Annotated in this window: 18 protein-coding genes, 2 tRNA genes and 1 other annotated feature; of the genes, 11 read left to right on the forward strand and 9 right to left on the reverse strand. The window is 48.5% G+C overall.

Annotated features, from left to right (window positions below; all coding sequences use genetic code 11):
- Positions 1 to 5 precede the first annotated feature (5 nt).
- The gene (locus tag FH968_RS00935; RefSeq protein WP_370451461.1) at positions 6 to 890 is read right to left on the reverse strand and encodes a PHP domain-containing protein; all 885 of its coding nucleotides are present in this window, start codon (positions 888 to 890) and stop codon (positions 6 to 8) included.
- 145 nt (positions 891 to 1,035) lie between these two features.
- Positions 1,036 to 1,133, forward strand: a sequence feature (Trp leader region).
- Between the two features lie 22 nt (positions 1,134 to 1,155).
- Between FH968_RS00935 and FH968_RS00940 the strand changes: the two genes are divergently transcribed.
- Genes FH968_RS00940 through trpA form a run of 5 tightly spaced genes read left to right on the forward strand, consistent with a single transcriptional unit; the run spans position 1,156 to position 7,688 of the window.
- Positions 1,156 to 2,718 (forward strand): anthranilate synthase component 1, encoded by a 1,563-nt coding sequence (locus tag FH968_RS00940; protein WP_139876522.1) that lies wholly within the window; start codon positions 1,156 to 1,158, stop codon positions 2,716 to 2,718.
- Positions 2,718 to 4,313: a bifunctional anthranilate synthase glutamate amidotransferase component TrpG/anthranilate phosphoribosyltransferase TrpD gene (gene trpD / locus FH968_RS00945; protein ID WP_139876523.1), complete on the forward strand. Its 1,596-nt coding sequence runs from the start codon at positions 2,718 to 2,720 to the stop codon at positions 4,311 to 4,313. The genes FH968_RS00940 and trpD overlap by 1 nt, the downstream gene beginning before the upstream one ends.
- A gap of 3 nt (positions 4,314 to 4,316) precedes the next feature.
- Positions 4,317 to 5,678: a bifunctional indole-3-glycerol-phosphate synthase TrpC/phosphoribosylanthranilate isomerase TrpF gene (gene trpCF / locus FH968_RS00950; RefSeq protein WP_139876524.1), complete on the forward strand. Its 1,362-nt coding sequence runs from the start codon at positions 4,317 to 4,319 to the stop codon at positions 5,676 to 5,678.
- 7 nt (positions 5,679 to 5,685) lie between these two features.
- A complete protein-coding gene (gene trpB, locus FH968_RS00955) occupies positions 5,686 to 6,879 on the forward strand; it encodes a tryptophan synthase subunit beta (RefSeq protein ID WP_139877206.1) in 1,194 nt (397 codons plus the stop codon).
- Positions 6,879 to 7,688, forward strand: coding sequence for a tryptophan synthase subunit alpha (trpA, locus tag FH968_RS00960; RefSeq protein ID WP_139876525.1), 810 nt, complete (start codon positions 6,879 to 6,881; stop codon positions 7,686 to 7,688). The genes trpB and trpA overlap by 1 nt, the downstream gene beginning before the upstream one ends.
- A 46-nt stretch (positions 7,689 to 7,734) precedes the next feature.
- Here the strand turns inward: trpA and FH968_RS00965 are convergent, their stop codons facing one another.
- The 5 genes from FH968_RS00965 to FH968_RS00995 all read right to left on the reverse strand — a co-directional run bounded on the left by FH968_RS00965 (position 7,735) and on the right by FH968_RS00995 (position 10,158).
- Positions 7,735 to 7,911 carry a hypothetical protein gene (locus FH968_RS00965; protein ID WP_189388932.1) on the reverse strand — a complete coding sequence of 59 codons (177 nt, stop codon included), beginning with the start codon at positions 7,909 to 7,911 and terminating at the stop codon, positions 7,735 to 7,737.
- A gap of 856 nt (positions 7,912 to 8,767) precedes the next feature.
- A complete protein-coding gene (locus FH968_RS00970) occupies positions 8,768 to 9,124 on the reverse strand; it encodes a hypothetical protein (protein ID WP_139876526.1) in 357 nt (118 codons plus the stop codon).
- A gap of 257 nt (positions 9,125 to 9,381) precedes the next feature.
- Positions 9,382 to 9,456, reverse strand: a tRNA-Gly gene (locus FH968_RS00975).
- Between the two features lie 5 nt (positions 9,457 to 9,461).
- Positions 9,462 to 9,537 (reverse strand) — tRNA-Thr (locus FH968_RS00980).
- Positions 9,538 to 9,957: 420 nt separating this feature from the next.
- Positions 9,958 to 10,158: a hypothetical protein gene (locus FH968_RS00995; protein WP_139876527.1), complete on the reverse strand. Its 201-nt coding sequence runs from the start codon at positions 10,156 to 10,158 to the stop codon at positions 9,958 to 9,960.
- A gap of 284 nt (positions 10,159 to 10,442) precedes the next feature.
- On the opposite strand from FH968_RS00995, the gene yahO reads away from it, so the two are divergent.
- Complete coding sequence (gene yahO / locus FH968_RS01000) at positions 10,443 to 10,718, forward strand: DUF1471 family periplasmic protein YahO (protein ID WP_139876528.1); 276 nt, start codon at positions 10,443 to 10,445, stop codon at positions 10,716 to 10,718.
- Positions 10,719 to 10,855: 137 nt separating this feature from the next.
- Entirely contained in the window at positions 10,856 to 11,113 is a 258-nt protein-coding gene (locus FH968_RS01005; protein WP_139876529.1) for a HigA family addiction module antitoxin, read from the forward strand.
- 14 nt (positions 11,114 to 11,127) lie between these two features.
- Here FH968_RS01005 and FH968_RS01010 read toward each other — a convergent pair whose 3' ends face one another.
- Together FH968_RS01010 and ompW are read right to left on the reverse strand one after the other, a co-directional pair.
- Positions 11,128 to 11,334, reverse strand: a complete 207-nt coding sequence (locus tag FH968_RS01010) for a hypothetical protein (RefSeq protein ID WP_139876530.1) — start codon at positions 11,332 to 11,334, stop codon at positions 11,128 to 11,130.
- Positions 11,335 to 11,393: 59 nt separating this feature from the next.
- Positions 11,394 to 12,026 (reverse strand): outer membrane protein OmpW, encoded by a 633-nt coding sequence (gene ompW, locus FH968_RS01015; protein WP_139876531.1) that lies wholly within the window; start codon positions 12,024 to 12,026, stop codon positions 11,394 to 11,396.
- A 276-nt stretch (positions 12,027 to 12,302) separates the two neighbouring features.
- Between ompW and FH968_RS01020 the strand changes: the two genes are divergently transcribed.
- The 4 genes from FH968_RS01020 to yciA are packed head-to-tail and all read left to right on the forward strand — an operon-like array spanning position 12,303 to position 14,251.
- A complete protein-coding gene (locus FH968_RS01020) occupies positions 12,303 to 13,046 on the forward strand; it encodes a YciC family protein (protein ID WP_139876532.1) in 744 nt (247 codons plus the stop codon).
- A 59-nt stretch (positions 13,047 to 13,105) separates the two neighbouring features.
- The gene (locus FH968_RS01025) at positions 13,106 to 13,642 is read left to right on the forward strand and encodes a septation protein A (RefSeq protein ID WP_139876533.1); all 537 of its coding nucleotides are present in this window, start codon (positions 13,106 to 13,108) and stop codon (positions 13,640 to 13,642) included.
- A gap of 33 nt (positions 13,643 to 13,675) precedes the next feature.
- Complete coding sequence (locus FH968_RS23590; RefSeq protein ID WP_189388934.1) at positions 13,676 to 13,831, forward strand: hypothetical protein; 156 nt, start codon at positions 13,676 to 13,678, stop codon at positions 13,829 to 13,831.
- A gap of 18 nt (positions 13,832 to 13,849) precedes the next feature.
- Positions 13,850 to 14,251 carry an acyl-CoA thioester hydrolase YciA gene (yciA, locus tag FH968_RS01030; RefSeq protein WP_223271255.1) on the forward strand — a complete coding sequence of 134 codons (402 nt, stop codon included), beginning with the start codon at positions 13,850 to 13,852 and terminating at the stop codon, positions 14,249 to 14,251.
- Between the two features lie 50 nt (positions 14,252 to 14,301).
- Here yciA and dcp read toward each other — a convergent pair whose 3' ends face one another.
- Complete coding sequence (dcp, locus tag FH968_RS01035; RefSeq protein WP_139876534.1) at positions 14,302 to 16,350, reverse strand: peptidyl-dipeptidase Dcp; 2,049 nt, start codon at positions 16,348 to 16,350, stop codon at positions 14,302 to 14,304.
- Positions 16,351 to 16,360 lie beyond the last annotated feature (10 nt).

A 16,360-nucleotide genomic window follows, 5' to 3' on the forward strand; every position in this document is an offset into this window, starting at 1 on the left:
GCCCTCTATTTAACGATGTGGCTGCTGCCCCAATTCTGCCAGACAGGTTCCACTCCCGCAGGCAACCAGAGTTTGCGCCCAAGCTCAATCCACGCGCACGGCATATGGAAATCTGAACCCTGCGATGCCAGCAAATTAAACTGCTGTGCATAGCTTGCAAGCTGGGTGCGCTCATTTGGGGCTTGCTGACACTGCGCGACTTCCATGGCATCGCCACCACTTTCGGCAAACTGCGCCAGCAACCTTTTCAGCCATTTAGCCGTCAGGTCATAACGGCCTGGATGCGCCAGAACCGCTTGCCCACCAGAATGATGAATGACATCAATAGCTTGTTCTATTGTACACCACTGTGGCGGAACGTAACCGGTTTTCCCTTTTGCAAGATACTTCTTAAATACATCGGCTATCGTATTTGCCTTTCCACACTCCATCAGATAGCGGGCAAAATGGGCGCGGGTAACTTCACCGCCGTTGGCAAGACGCATTGCGCCTTCAAGCGCACCAGGGATATGCGCCTTTTCAAGCCGGTCAGCAATTAAAGCCGCTCGTTGTACGCGTCGTTCACTTTGTTCGCCCAGAAACGCCAGCAGCGCTGGGTGATTCTCATCTACGCCCAACCCAACGATATGTATTTCATGGTTTTCCCAGACAGTGGAGATCTCCACACCGCTGATTAAACGCAAAGGCAATTGTAGCCGTGATACTGCTTCCCGGGCAGGAGCAATTGCGGCGACTGTGTCATGGTCTGTAATTGCCAGAATACCCACTCGCATTTCCACAGCACGTTGCACCAACGCTTCGGGCGTTAACAGGCCATCTGACGCGGTGGTGTGGCTATGTAAGTCGTAAATCACCGCAAGTGTTGGTTCGCTCAAAATGGCTCCGAGTATGTTAATAAGAAGAAAAACGCCGCTTATGATAACGATATTCAGTGATAACTAAAAATCGCTATTGACTTTGCTTTATCGAACCAGTTAACTAGTACGCAAGTTCACACGATAAAGGTATCTGAAAATGAATGCGATAATCCTCATGCACAGCTGGTGGCGTACTTCCTGATAACGGGCAGTGTAATCGCTATGGCTGTACTTCAGCCCAGATACCAGGCCCGCCAACGAAGCGGGCTTTTTTTTGAACAAAATATGAGAGCAGAAAATGCAAACACAAAAACCAGCGCTCGAATTACTGATTAATGACGCGCCATATCGGGATAACCCAACGGCTGTATTCCACCAGTTGTGTGGCGCACGACCAGCAACCTTGCTGCTCGAATCAGCCGATATCGACAGCAAAGACGATTTGAAAAGCCTGCTGTTAGTTGACAGCGCGCTGCGTATTACCGCTTTAAATGACACCGTCACTATCCACGCACTGTCAGAAAATGGCGCATCACTGCTTCCGTTGCTGGATGCAGCCCTGCCAACTGGCGTTGAAAACCTACATTCTCCACAAGGCCGTGTATTGCGATTCCCGGCGGTGAGTTCACTGCTGGATGAAGATGCACGCCTGTGTTCCTTGTCAGTATTTGATGCATTCCGCCTGATGCAGGAACTGGTTACCGTGCCGGAAAACGAGCGCGAAGCAATGTTCTTTGGCGGTTTATTTGCTTACGACCTGGTTGCAGGCTTTGAAGACTTACCCGATCTTAAGCAAGATAATAGTTGCCCTGACTACTGTTTCTATCTGGCTGAAACGCTGCTGGTTATCGACCATCAGAAAAAAAGCACTCGTATTCAGGCCAGCTTATTTACCCCATCAGCGTCAGAAAAACAGCGTTTGATTCAGCGTGCTGCGCAACTGAGCAAGCAAATGCAGCAAGAACCTGCACCGTTACCCGTGCAAAAAGTGGAGCGCATGACATTCGAATGCAATCAAAGCGACGAAGTATTTGGCGACGTGGTTCGCAAAATGCAAAAAGCGATTCGCATCGGTGAAATTTTCCAGGTTGTCCCTTCACGCCGTTTTTCATTGCCGTGCCCTTCTCCACTTGCCGCTTACCAGACGCTGAAGAAAAGTAACCCAAGCCCGTACATGTTCTTCATGCAGGACAATGATTTCACCCTGTTTGGTGCATCCCCTGAAAGCTCGCTTAAATACGATGCGGCGTCACGCCAGATTGAAATATACCCGATTGCCGGTACTCGCCCGCGTGGCCGCCGCGCTGACGGAACGCTTGACCGTGATCTCGATAGCCGTATCGAACTGGAAATGCGTACCGATCATAAAGAGATGTCCGAACACCTGATGCTGGTTGACCTGGCGCGTAACGATCTGGCGCGCATTTGCACCCCAGGCAGCCGTTATGTTGCTGATCTGACAAAAGTCGACCGTTATTCCTTTGTTATGCACCTGGTTTCCCGTGTAGTCGGTGAATTGCGTAAAGACCTTGATGTACTGCACGCGTATCGCGCCTGCATGAATATGGGCACCCTAAGTGGCGCACCGAAAGTTCGCGCGATGCAGTTGATCGCCAAAGCAGAAGGCGTACGTCGTGGCAGTTATGGCGGTGCCGTTGGCTACTTCACCGCTCATGGTGATTTAGACACCTGTATCGTTATCCGTTCCGCCTACGTCGAAAATGGCATAGCCACCGTGCAAGCAGGCGCAGGCGTGGTACTGGATTCCGTACCGCAGTCGGAAGCCGATGAAACCCGCAACAAAGCCCGCGCTGTACTGCGCGCAATTGCCACCGCGCATCACGCACAGGAGATTTTCTAATGGCTGACATTCTGCTGCTCGATAACATCGACTCGTTCACCTACAACCTGGCCGATCAACTGCGTGCAAACGGGCACAATGTCGTCATTTATCGCAACCATGTTCCGGCGCAAACATTAATTGAACGCCTGGCAACAATGGACAACCCTGTATTAATGCTCTCACCGGGCCCTGGTGCGCCAAGTGAAGCGGGATGTATGCCAGAACTGTTGACTCGTCTGCGTGGGAAATTGCCGATTATTGGTATCTGCCTGGGCCATCAAGCGATTGTTGAAGCCTATGGCGGTTATGTTGGTCAGGCGGGCGAAATCCTGCATGGTAAAGCGTCGATCATTTCCCATGACGGCGAAGCAATGTTTGCCGGATTACCAAACCCACTTCCTGTTGCCCGTTACCACTCATTAGTGGGCAGCAATATCCCTGCGGGTTTAACCATTAACGCCCATTTTGATGGCATGGTGATGGCGGTTCGCCACGACGCGGATCGTGTTTGCGGTTTCCAGTTCCACCCGGAATCTATCCTCACCACGCATGGCGCTCGTTTACTTGAACAAACCCTCGACTGGGCGCAACTGAAGTTAAAACACATCAATACATTGCAGCCGATTTTAGACAAGCTTTACCAGGCACAGACGCTGAGCCGTGAAGAAAGCCACCAGCTTTTTGCCGCCATCGTACGGGGAGAGCTAAAACCAGAACAACTGGCAGCCGCACTGGTTAGTATGAAAGTCCGCGGTGAACATCCGAATGAAATTGCCGGAGCCGCTTCTGCTCTGCTTGAAGCCGCGGCCCCCTTCCCAAGCCCGGATTATCCTTTTGCCGATATTGTCGGGACTGGTGGGGACGGCAGCAACAGCATCAATATCTCCACCGCCAGCGCATTTGTTGCCGCAGCGGTGGGTATGAAAGTCGCAAAACATGGCAACCGCAGCGTTTCCAGCAAATCTGGTTCTTCCGATTTACTGGCGGCATTCGGTATTAATCTCGAAATGAGTGCTGAATCATCCCGTAAAGCGCTTGATGAATTGGGTGTGTGTTTCCTGTTTGCACCGAAATACCACACAGGTTTTCGCTATGCCATGCCTGTACGCCAGCAGTTAAAAACCCGCACGCTGTTTAACGTGTTAGGGCCATTGATTAACCCGGCCCATCCGCAAATGGCACTGATTGGTGTTTACAGTGCAGAACTGGTGCTCCCGATTGCTGAAACCCTGCGCGTGTTGGGTTACAAACGTGCGGCAGTCGTGCACAGCGGCGGGATGGATGAAGTTTCCCTTCATGCCACCACGCAAGTTGCAGAACTGAACGATGGTGAGATTAAAAGCTATCAACTGGAAGCCACCGACTTTGGCCTTCCTGCTTATCATCAAGACCAGCTTGCAGGCGGCACACCGGAAGAAAACCGTGACATTCTCACCCGCCTGTTACAAGGTAAAGGTGAGACAGCTCATGAGTCTGCGGTGGCCGCAAACGTCGCCATGTTAATGCGTCTGCATGGGCAAGAAGATCTTAAAGCGAACGCACAACGAGTGCTGGAAGTGCTGCGCAGCGGCGCGGCATATGACCGGGTAACAGCACTGGCAGGAAGAGGATAAGTCATGCAGGAAACCGTATTAAAGAAGATCGTCATTGATAAGGCGATTTGGGTTGAAGCACGCAAGCAACAGCAACCCCTGGCAAGTTTCCAGAATAAAATTGTACCGACGACACGTAATTTTTATCACGCTCTGCAAGGTGCCCGAACTGCATTCATTCTGGAGTGCAAAAAGGCTTCCCCCTCAAAAGGTGTGATTCGGGACGATTTTGATCCGGCGCGTATTGCCGGAGTATACAAGCACTACGCTTCCGCTATTTCCGTGCTGACAGACGAAAAGTATTTCCAGGGCAGCTTTGATTTTCTGCCGATTGTCAGCGACATCGTCACGCAACCGGTGTTGTGCAAAGACTTTATTATTGACTCGTATCAGATTCACCTGGCCCGTTTTTATCAGGCCGATGCTTGTCTGCTGATGCTCTCGGTGCTTAACGACGATCAATATCGCCAGCTTGCAGCCGTCGCACATAGCCTGAATATGGGCGTGTTGACCGAAGTGAGTAATGAAGAAGAACTGGAACGCGCAATCGCGCTGAATGCAAAAGTCGTTGGTATCAATAACCGCGACCTGCGTGATTTATCTATCGACCTGAATCGTACTCGCCAGTTAGCGCCACGTTTGGGGCATGGCGTTACGGTCATCAGTGAATCGGGTATCAGTAATTATGGCCAAATCCGCGAGCTCAGCCATTTTGCTAACGGCTTCCTGATTGGCTCAGCCTTAATGGGCGAAGACGATCTGAATGCTGCTGTTCGCCGCGTCATGCTCGGTGAAAATAAAGTATGTGGCCTGACGCGCCCTCAAGATGCACGCGCCGCATTTGAAGCCGGTGCCATTTACGGCGGTCTGATTTTTGTTCCAGAGTCACCGCGTTTTGTCAGTGATGAAACGGCTGCATTGGTTATTGCAGCCACAGCGCTGAAATATGTTGGCGTGTTCCGCAACACTCCGGTAAGCGAAGTGGTGCACAAAGCCACGCAACTCGCTCTGGTTGCCGTTCAACTACACGGCGATGAAAATCAGGCTTATATCGATGAGCTACGCGCAAAACTTCCGGCCAACGTGCAAATTTGGAAAGCCTTGAGCGTGAAAGACAGTTTGCCTGCCCGTAATTTAAACCACGTCGACAAATACCTGTTCGACAACGGCCAGGGCGGCAGCGGCCAGCGTTTTGATTGGTCACTCCTTGCAGGTCAGAATCTGGAAAACGTGATTTTGGCTGGCGGACTGGGCGCGGACAACTGTATAGACGCGGCAAAAACGGGCTGCGTAGGTTTAGATTTCAACTCGGGTGTCGAAAGTGCACCGGGTATTAAAGATGCTAACAAGCTGGCTGCTGTTTTTCAGACACTGCGGGCTTACTAAGGAAAATATCATGACTTTACTTAATCCCTATTTTGGTGAGTTTGGCGGCATGTATGTGCCACAAATTTTGATGCCTGCACTGCGTCAGTTAGAAGAGGCTTTTGTTGCTGCACAAAGCGACGCGGAGTTTCAGGCTGAATTTAACGACCTGCTGAAAAATTATGCAGGCCGCCCAACAGCACTGACCAAATGCCGTAATCTGACTGCTGGCACCAAAACCACGCTGTATTTAAAACGTGAAGATTTGCTGCACGGTGGTGCGCACAAAACTAACCAGGTTCTCGGGCAGGCATTGCTTGCCAAGAGAATGGGCAAAACCGAAATCATCGCTGAAACCGGTGCAGGCCAACACGGTGTAGCTTCCGCTTTGGCAAGTGCCCTGCTCGGCCTGAAATGCCGCATTTATATGGGTGCAAAAGACGTTGAACGCCAGTCCCCTAACGTATTCCGTATGCGTTTAATGGGTGCCGAAGTGATTCCTGTACACAGCGGTTCCGCCACGTTGAAAGATGCCTGTAATGAAGCGCTGCGCGACTGGTCTGGCAGCTACGATACTGCGCACTACATGCTCGGTACCGCGGCAGGCCCACATCCATTCCCAACTATCGTGCGTGAATTCCAGCGCATGATCGGCGAAGAAACTAAAGCACAGATTCTTGAGAAAGAAGGCCGCCTGCCAGATGCCGTGATCGCATGTGTCGGCGGTGGTTCTAACGCCATTGGTATGTTTGCTGACTTCATTAATGAAGCGAGTGTTGGCCTGATTGGTGTTGAGCCTGCCGGACACGGCATAGAGAGCGGTGAACACGGTGCGCCACTCAAACATGGCCGCGTCGGTATCTACTTCGGTATGAAATCGCCAATGATGCAAACCGATGAAGGTCAGATTGAAGAGTCTTATTCGATTTCTGCCGGTCTGGATTTCCCTTCTGTGGGGCCACAACATGCGTATCTGAACAGTATTGGCCGTGCAGATTACGTATCCATCACCGATGACGAAGCTCTGGAAGCCTTTAAAACGCTGTGTCGCAGTGAAGGGATTATCCCAGCGTTGGAATCGTCACACGCGCTGGCTCATGCTCTGAAAATGATCAAAGAAAATCCTGAGAAAGAACAATTGTTGGTGGTGAACCTCTCTGGCCGTGGCGACAAAGATATCTTCACCGTTCACGACATTCTGAAAGCGCGAGGGGAAATCTAATGGAACGTTATCAACATGCATTTGAACAGTTACAAGCTCGCAAGGAAGGCGCTTTTGTTCCCTTCGTGACCCTTGGCGACCCGTCTCCTGAACAATCACTGAAAATTATCGACACGCTAATTGAGGCCGGTGCCGACGCGCTGGAATTGGGGATCCCCTTTTCTGACCCACTGGCTGATGGCCCGACTATTCAGAATGCGGCCCTGCGTGCTTTTGCTGCTGGCGTAACGCCAACACAGTGTTTTGAAATGCTGGCAGCGATTCGCCAAAAACACCCAACGATTCCGATTGGCCTGTTGATGTACGCAAACCTGGTGTTTAATCGTGGCATTGATGAGTTCTACGCATTGTGCGCTAAAGTCGGTGTCGATTCAGTATTGATTGCCGACGTGCCGATTGAAGAGTCCGCACCATTCCGTCAGGCGGCGATGCGCCACAACGTTGCGCCAATTTTCATCTGCCCACCCAATGCTGATGACTCGCTGCTGCGTGAAATCGCAACGCATGGTCGCGGTTATACTTATCTGCTTTCACGTGCTGGCGTAACGGGTGCCGAAACACGTGCCCAGTTGCCGCTTCATCACCTGGTAGAAAAGCTAACTGAGTTTGGTGCGGCCCCTTCACTGCAAGGTTTTGGGATTTCCGAACCGTCGCAAGTTAACGATGCGATTTCAGCGGGCGCTGCGGGGGCGATTTCTGGCTCTGCCATCGTGAAGATTATTGAGAAGAATCTCGATAAGCCTGATGTGATGCTCAGTGAGTTGAAAACCTTTGTTCAGGCAATGAAAGCCGCAACTCGCACGGCTTGATCAGACAAAGGCCGGAGCAATTCCGGCCTTTTTTAATTCAAGAACGTCAGAAACGATAACCCGCCGAGAACATAAACACCCACGGAACAATACGCGTGACGCAGGTTGAAAACGACATCACGTCAACGATCACTGCGCAGTCTGCTTCTTCTGTTAAGTAATCTACAACCGATAAACCCCACCCAAGACGCACCTCCAATTTGCTCTGACTGAACCATTTCATGCAGCGCAGCGGGCAACGGGTAGGTGTGAACGGGCAGTTTTAGTAACTCGACTGCCCTGTCTAATATAATTAGCTTATCTACAAATATATAGGCACTTACAAACTGCGTATCGAACGCAGCGCCATTGCACTTGAGCCACCCCTCTGGCGGCGTTACGAGGGGGTACCGGAATCGAACTGGTGACCTACTGATTACAAGTCAGTATTGAAAGTAAAAGGCCCGCCTCTCGGGGGATTGGCGGGCATGCTTACTTGATATTATATGCGACATTACTTAGCCACAATCCTTGTGGAGCCGGATAAATATTACCAACCGCAACCACCGCAAGGAAGAGGCCATATCCAAAACATGTTTTTTATGAATCCAAATTTCTATAGGCGCATCTGTAGAATCAGCAAATCGCAGATAAGAAAAAACCCACGCGATGGTGGGTTCCTCAGGGATATTTGATTGCTGCTCTATCTACTGAGCTAAAAGGCAAAAAAAACCGCCTTCCTAAAGGAAAGGCGGAGCATATATACGCAGGACAGGTACAAACGAAAACCATACTGATAATTATTATATGCCTCAGTTGGTAGAGAGAATACTAACTGGCAGCTTGCACAATGACCATAGTAAATTCTTCCATATCGTTATTTAATAAAACGTAATGTACATACTGGCGAGGTGAAGCAGCACAACATCACGAAGGCTATCACAACTTCTGGAAGTGCTCATTCCGTCGCCCGCACTCATAGGAGAAAAAACGCTGGATTTGAATAATTGCAATGCGGTACAAATAAAAAACCCACTCGCGGCGGGCTTGTGTGTACATTCGGCTAAATAAAAAAACGAAGGTCAATTTTTGAACACCAGCTATTTTAATTTTGTTCTAATATCGAGATATGAGATTAAATCAACTTTATAAGTCTCTTTTGCATCTTTACTTATCGCCGTGAAGTAATACCCTGGCGGTTCGTTTTTATCTGTGGTTAGGAGGTATTTGAAACTTCGTTTGCTATTTTTTGCATCACACGTAATTTCCCACTCAGCATTTTTATTCTTTGCGCTCACGCAATGCTGCGGCCCGAAGGAATAAGAAATGTAAGACCCAAGCCTTTCCTGGGCTTTGGCTACCAACGACGGCGCAGGGGAGATGTTGATATAAAATATAAAACCTACTATAGCTGCAATAGTAATCCACCCGAAGGTGATAATCTTCACTTTATTCATTCTTTTCAGCCCTCAAACAGAAAAACATATTCACATGTTACTTAATCAAATGTTGCTGATTAAAATAATGAAATCTTCAACACAGGGAAATACTCAAGAATTTTCACTACAAAAAAAGACTGCACATTCGGCTGAGCGCTGGGGTCTGCGACCGACAGGTTCGAAAGTGCTATTCTGTGAATCCACCAGCGCTCATGCAAATGTGCTTTCCAGTCGCTTAGGGTCACCCCGTCTTCGCAGACTGGAAAGCATTTTTCTGGAGCGGTCAGCGGGAATCGAACCCGCATCATCAGCTTGGAAGGCTGAGGTAATAACCATTATACGATGACCGCAAATATGGTGCCGACTACCGGAATCGAACTGGTGACCTACTGATTACAAGTCAGTTGCTCTACCTACTGAGCTAAGTCGGCTTTGGTCCGTCATCGAGGCCTCGAACCCCGTACCTACAACATAAATGGTGTCGGATCTTCCTGCTGAGCTAATGGCGGTTTGCTGGCCCTTGCTGAACCTGAACCAGCGACCGGGCGATTATGAATCGCGCGATCTATCCAATAGAGCTAAAAGGAAAAAAAACCGCCGTCCTAAAGGGGAGGCGGAGCATTAAGTACACAGGAGAAAGGTACTCACGAATACCAACTGATAATTTTATCTGCCGCAGTTGGTTGAGAGAATACTAACTGGCAGTTTGCACAATGACCAGAGTGAATTTTTGCATATCATTATTTAATAAAATTAAACACATATTGAAGCAACACAACATCACGAAGGCTATAAAAATTTCTGGAAGTGCTCGTTCCGTTGCTCGCAATCATAGGAGAAAAAACGCTAGATTAACGGAGAGTAGCTCTGACTCCAGAATCATTTTTATAACCGAATTGGCGCTGGCAGATATTTAGCTCCCTGATAGTTTTCGCCAATGCTAATAGTGCGCCTTCAATACGATAGCAATCAACTTCAAGGGCGAATGTTTTGACGTTGCAGCTATCATTCTCAGCGAAAAGTGAATAGCTGTTCTTACCTGGCTGATTCATAGCCCCTCCCCTGAAACGCCAAAACCCCGCCGGAGCGAGGTTTCTGATTTGATAAGTGCTGTGTGTTTGTGACCACTCTTATCACAATAAAAGAAATTTTGCGGACCGCGTTAGTAATTTTATTGTCACATAACTCTTATCACTCAATAAGAACACAACAAAACACACACATTGACATATATTTACTTTTAATATGGAAAGTGATATTAAAGTGCATCTGGATAAATCAATGACTTACCAGATAGATAAATGAAATTCATAATTAATATAATGAGGATAGCTATATGAAAACTGGATATAAAATACTGATTGCTGCGTTGGGTTTCATGGCTTTGAATGCAAATGCAACTGAAATGCTCAAAAAAGTAGATTTTGATAAAGTTAAATCTGAATATGTCAAAATTGGTAGCATTTCAACCTCTAATACAACATCTCAGTCCGATGCCAAACAAGATTTGCTGACTCAGGCTGAGAAGAAGGGTGCTGATGTTATCGTATTAACATCTGGTAACATGAAAAAGAAAATTCATGGCACAGCTGATATGTACAAAAAGAAATAAAAAATTGTTCTAATTGAAAACATACAAATGTCAGCATTATTTTAGCGCTGGCATTTGTCCTCTCCTGACTTATCCGTACGAATAGTGTGTCCCACCTTTTAGTTTCAGGCTCTTCAATCCATTGCGTTAAGGTAAGGATGCAATCCTCGTTGATTATCAAGATTATCACTAAGGAGATAACGATCCCTGCTCACCTGGGGGCCGTACTGCGTGAATACCTTGGTGAAATATCGGTAACCCACGCGGCAGAATCTCTTGGCATTACACGAACCATGCTTTCCCGTACCCTCAACGGCAGCGCCGGTATTTCTGCTGCTATGGCTCTTCGACTGGAAGAGGCGCTGGGAACCAGTGCTGCGATGTGGACTGGAATGCAGTCACAGTATGATTTATAGGTTGCATCCCAGCATCAACGACCGGTAATCAAACCCATCGTCAGCCACTGCTGATAGCGATTGAGGTGTCGGGTTTTAGCATAACAGCGCGTTCCTGTTTCAGGCCCCCAGAAACACAAAAACCCACACTCGGCGGGTTCTTTAATCAGTAATCCCCATCGCTCGGCTGAAAGCGTCTTCGCTGATGGGGTTAATTCGATACTGCCACCAAATGCACTCATGGCACAATATCAAAATGGAAAAAAACTGGCCGTTTAAAGACCAGTTTTGCAGAAGAGTATTAGAAGCGATAGCCTGCAGAGAACATAAACACCCACGGATCAATACGCGTATTGATATTCTGTTCTTCACCACCGGCTTTAAATTTCACTTCGGTGTCGATATCCATGTACCAGACAGACATGTTCAACAGCCAGTTATCATTAACCATGTAATCCACACCAACCTGACCTGCTGCACCCCACGAATCTTTCACGCTGAGGTCAGTTAAGCCTGCATCTTTGCCAGTCTGATTGAAATCTGCATCAAAGAATGTGGTGTAGTTGATACCAGCGCCAATGTACGGACGCACTTTGCTTTTTGAATCGCCAAAATACCACTGCGCCATCAGAGTTGGCGGCAATTGGCGAACCGTTGCCAGGTCTCCGGTCGCGCCTAAACCAACACGATGACGGAATGGTGTAGCTGCCAGCAGCTCAATACCAATGTTATCTGTCACCATATAGTCAAATGTCAGTCCCAGTTGGGTATTGTTGCTGACGCTAAACCCGCCCATGCCCAGCACATTGTCGGAACCTTCCGTTGGACGCACGGTTGCAGAACCCGCACGCATGAAGAACTCACCTTGTTGATGTGCCAACGCTTCGCCCGACAAACAGGTTAATGCGAGTAACGCCACAGACAATTTTTTCATAGCCCTCTCCTTGTTATGGTTTTATAAGCGGGCTGAATATAATCATTATTAGGTACAAAGTGATCTAGTATCGATCACACTTAGCTGGCTAATTTAACATTTAATGATCTGGATTAATTTTTGGTCATTTTGCTTAACCCGATGCTTGCCCGCCCAAATCAATTTTCGTTGCTGACAGTAACTTACTAAAAGCCTTACATCTTGTCGGTGCCACCGCCCTTCAACCAGGGTACAATTGCCCGCTGATTTTTAACCGAGCAACATCAAGGAGAGTGCATGTCTATCACGGCGGGTTCTGTGTACCGTGACACGGGGAATTTTCTACGCAATCAGTTTGTTACTGTCTTACTGATCGCTTTGCTTTGTGCCTTTATTTCGGTTGTTATCGGTCACGCTTTTTCACCCAGCGATGAGCAAATGTCTATCCTTAGTGAAGGGGACAATTTATCGAACAGCGTTGGGCTGTTTGACCTTGTGCAAAACATGACGCCTGAGCAACAGCAAGTGTTACTCAAAGCCTCTGCAGCATCGACTTTTGCAGGCCTCATCGGCAATGCTATTATGGCTGCAGCCATGTTGGTTTTGATTCAGATGGTCAGTGCTGGGCAACGCGTGAGTGCGCTTCGTGCGATCGGCACGTCGGCTCCTGTATTACCAAAAATCTTTATTCTGATGTTCCTGACGACCTTCCTGGTGCAGATAGGCATCATGCTGATTGTTGTGCCGGGCGTGCTGTTAGCGATTCTGCTTTCATTTGCACCGATTATGGTTGTTCAGGATAAAGCGGGCGTTTTCCAGTCGATGCGCAGCAGTATGCGTCTTGCCTGGGCAAATATGCGCCTGGTCGCACCTGCGGTAATTAGCTGGTTGCTGGCGAAAACTGCACTCCTGATGCTCGCATCTTCATTTGCGGCGCTGTCACCGGCTATTGGTGGGGTGATAGCAAATACGATAAGCAACCTTATTTCTGCGGTGTTGCTCATCTATTTATTCCGTTTGTATATGCTGGTTCGCCAATAACATTCACCAACTCCTGAGCGGTTACGTTGATGCTCAGGAGTCTTTTAACGGAACAGATTATGAAGCAGTTTCTCGACTTCCTGCCCCTGATTGTCTTCTTCGCATTCTATAAAATGTACGACATCTATGTGGCATCAGGTGCTCTGATCGTCGCAACCGGTTTTGCTCTGGTTTATAGCTGGTACAAATTCCGCAAGCTGGAAAAAATGGCGCTGATAACCTTCCTGATGGTTGCAGTATTCGGCGGGCTGACATTGTTTTTCCATAACGATGAATTTATCAAATGGAAAGTGACCGTAATTTACGGCCTGTTTGCTGCCGCATTACTGATTAGCCAATTGGTGATGGGAAAACCGTTGATTCAACGGATGTTAGGCAAAGAAATCTCCCTTCCGCAAACGGTGTGGTCGCGCTTGAACGTTGCCTGGGCGCTGTTTTTCATCATCTGTGGCGCACTGAATATTTACGTTGCTTTTTGGCTTCCACAAAGTGTGTGGGTTAACTTTAAAGTATTCGGTCTGACGGCTGCGACACTGGTGTTCACCCTGCTGAGCGGCGTTTATATCTATCGCCATATGCCGCAGGAAGAAAAGTAATTCGCCAGTTATTGATATTATTCGGGGATTTTAATGGACCTTTTTGATGAGTCTTATGAACGCCATAAGCAATCTGTAGGTAATCAGGAAGCCCGTTGGAATGCCTGGTTAGCCAGTCACCCATTGGTGTTGGTTTTTGTGGCATCGATAACGGTTGTTATCATTATGCTTGCCATGCATTTCTCGTAGAAAATAGGCAACGATAAAGTGAGTTCAAGTATTCAGCAAAGCGCTCCCGTTGGGGAACTGGTATTACGCACACTTGCGATGCCTGCGGACACTAACGCCAACGGTGATATTTTTGGCGGCTGGTTGATGGCGCAAATGGACATGGGCGGCGCAATCCAGGCCAAAGAAATTGCCAAGGGCCGCGTGGTAACAGTCCGTGTTGATGGAATGACGTTTCTCAAGCCTGTCGCGGTGGGTGATGTGGTGTGTTGTTACGCGAATTGCGTAACACGCGGGAACAGTTCTATCACTATCAACGTGGAAGTATGGGTGAAAAAAGTCTCTTCCGAGCCTATTGGGCAGCGCTATAAAGCGACCGAAGCTATTTTCATCTATGTGGCTGTTGATACCGAGGGTAAACCGCGACCTATTCCACGCTAAATTCTGCTTCAATAAAAAATGCGCCTCCTGGCGCATTTTTTATTGCCTGATTACTCCTCGGCGAGTCCCCGATTTTTGAGCATCGGTTCGCTATAAGGTTCGTGTCCACGCCAGTCGTTGTACAGGGCTTTGAGTTCCCGACTATTCCCGCGCGATAAAATAGCCTCCCGGAAGCGCTGACCGTTTTCTGGCGTTAATCCGCCCTGCTCCACAAACCACTGATAGCCATCATCTGCCAGCATTTGCGTCCAGATATAGGCGTAATAACCCGCGGCGTAACCGCCACCAAAGATATGCGCAAAATAGCTACTACGATAACGTGGAGGAACAGCTGCAAGGTTAATGTGCTCAACCTCAAGCGCATTCGCTTCAAACTGTGCAACTTCATCAACCGCACTTCCACCAGGTAAATTGTGCCAGTTCATATCCAGAAGTGCTGCGGCGAGCAGCTCCGTCATGTCGTAACCTTTATTGAAGCCAGCTGCGCGGAACAGTTTTTCGCGCAACGCCTCAGGCATCGGTTCGCCAGTTTGATAATGACGGGCATAATTGGCAAACACTTGTGGCTGACGAGCCCAGTGTTCGTTGATTTGCGACGGAAACTCCACGAAGTCACGCGGCGTATTAGTGCCAGAAAGTGTCGCGTAACGTTGGGTGGCAAACAAGCCGTGCAAGGTATGGCCAAACTCGTGGAACAAGGTGACCACATCGTCCCATGAAATCAGCGCTGCTTCACCGCTTGCCGGTTTGTTGTAATTACAGACGTTATAAATGACCGGCGCGTTTTCAAGTAATGTCGATTGCTCAACAAAGTTACCCATCCACGCCCCACCACCTTTACTGTCACGGGCAAAAAAGTCGCCGTAGAACAGCGCCATACCGCGGCCGTCTTTATCGAAAATTTCCCACGTGCGGACATCATTGTGATAAATCGGAATATCAAAACGCTCGACAAAACTGATGCCGAAAAGCTGACTGGCCGCCCAGAACACCCCATTGGTTAATACATTATTCAACTCAAAATAGGGTTTAATTTGTGCTTCGTCGAGAAAGTACTTCGCGCGCCTGACTTGCTCGGCATAAAATGCCCAATCCCATGCTTCGGCTTTAAATCCGCCCTTCTGCGCGTCAATCATCAGCTGAATATCAACCAGCTCGCGTTGGGCGCGGGCGGTTGCAGCAGGCACTATATCGCGCATAAACTGCAATGCGGCCTGTGGTGTTTCCGCCATTTGATCGGCAATTTTCCAGGCTGCGTAGTTCTCAAAACCAAGCAGTTGCGCCTGTTCAGCACGTAGTGTGGCAAGACGAGCAACAATAGCACGCGTGTCGTTGCCGTCATTGTGTTGAGTACGTTCCCAACCTGCTTTGAAGAGTTTTTCTCGCGTTTGGCGATGGCTAAGTGACTGCAATGCCGGTTGCTGGGTAAAGTTAAGCAACGGAATTAAATATTTCCCGTCTAAACCTTTAGCGCTCGCATGTTGCTTCGCTGCGGCAATTTCCGCGGTATTTAAACCGTCAAGTTGCTGCACATCGTCAACCACCATCCCTGCTGCTTTATCTGCGCCGTGAAGGCGATTATTAAACTGGCTACTCAGCTGCGCGGCTTCTTTGTTCAGTACTTTCAGACGCGACTTTTTCTCATCATTTAATGTGGCACCAGACAGGGAAAAATTCTGCCACATCACTGCCACTAAACGCCGTGATTCTTCGTCTAAATCCAGAGAGTCGCGGTGCTGGTACAGTTCATCTATGCGCGAAAACAGCACTGGGTTAAGGCGCATTTCATCAGCAAGCTCAGCAAGCTCGGCTGCAAATTCCTCATCCAGCTGTTGCAAATAATCATTGGTATGCGCTGACGTCATGGCAAAGAAAACATTGGTGACACGGCCTAGCATTTGCCCAGTTTTTTCAAGTGCCAACAAGGTGTTTTCAAAGGTAGCTTTAGTGGGGTTATTCGCTATCGCGGCAATTTCTTCGCGTTTGATACGTTTAGCTTTATCAAAAGCTGGGCGATAGTGGCTGTCCTGGATGTCATCAAAATGAGGGGCTTGATACGGCAATAAACTGACGTGATAAAACGGATTCTCCGTTTGCATGCTGCACTCC

Origin of the sequence: Buttiauxella sp. B2 (assembly GCF_006376615.1) — a bacterium.
Lineage (GTDB): Bacteria > Pseudomonadota > Gammaproteobacteria > Enterobacterales > Enterobacteriaceae > Buttiauxella.

Bases quoted from the DNA above. Each gene is read 5' to 3' on its own strand.
- FH968_RS00940 (WP_139876522.1), top strand. From the start codon at position 1,156: ATGCAAACACAAAAACCAGCGCTCGAATTACTGATTAATGACGCGCCA.
- trpD (WP_139876523.1), top strand. From the start codon at position 2,718: ATGGCTGACATTCTGCTGCTCGATAACATCGACTCGTTCACCTACAAC.
- trpCF (WP_139876524.1), top strand. From the start codon at position 4,317: ATGCAGGAAACCGTATTAAAGAAGATCGTCATTGATAAGGCGATTTGG.
- trpA (WP_139876525.1), top strand. From the start codon at position 6,879: ATGGAACGTTATCAACATGCATTTGAACAGTTACAAGCTCGCAAGGAA.
- FH968_RS00965 (WP_189388932.1), bottom strand. From the start codon at position 7,911: ATGAAATGGTTCAGTCAGAGCAAATTGGAGGTGCGTCTTGGGTGGGGT.
- FH968_RS00970 (WP_139876526.1), bottom strand. From the start codon at position 9,124: ATGAATAAAGTGAAGATTATCACCTTCGGGTGGATTACTATTGCAGCT.
- FH968_RS00995 (WP_139876527.1), bottom strand. From the start codon at position 10,158: ATGAATCAGCCAGGTAAGAACAGCTATTCACTTTTCGCTGAGAATGAT.
- yahO (WP_139876528.1), top strand. From the start codon at position 10,443: ATGAAAACTGGATATAAAATACTGATTGCTGCGTTGGGTTTCATGGCT.
- FH968_RS01005 (WP_139876529.1), top strand. From the start codon at position 10,856: ATGCAATCCTCGTTGATTATCAAGATTATCACTAAGGAGATAACGATC.
- FH968_RS01010 (WP_139876530.1), bottom strand. From the start codon at position 11,334: ATGAGTGCATTTGGTGGCAGTATCGAATTAACCCCATCAGCGAAGACG.
- ompW (WP_139876531.1), bottom strand. From the start codon at position 12,026: ATGAAAAAATTGTCTGTGGCGTTACTCGCATTAACCTGTTTGTCGGGC.
- FH968_RS01020 (WP_139876532.1), top strand. From the start codon at position 12,303: ATGTCTATCACGGCGGGTTCTGTGTACCGTGACACGGGGAATTTTCTA.
- FH968_RS01025 (WP_139876533.1), top strand. From the start codon at position 13,106: ATGAAGCAGTTTCTCGACTTCCTGCCCCTGATTGTCTTCTTCGCATTC.
- FH968_RS23590 (WP_189388934.1), top strand. From the start codon at position 13,676: ATGGACCTTTTTGATGAGTCTTATGAACGCCATAAGCAATCTGTAGGT.
- dcp (WP_139876534.1), bottom strand. From the start codon at position 16,350: ATGCAAACGGAGAATCCGTTTTATCACGTCAGTTTATTGCCGTATCAA.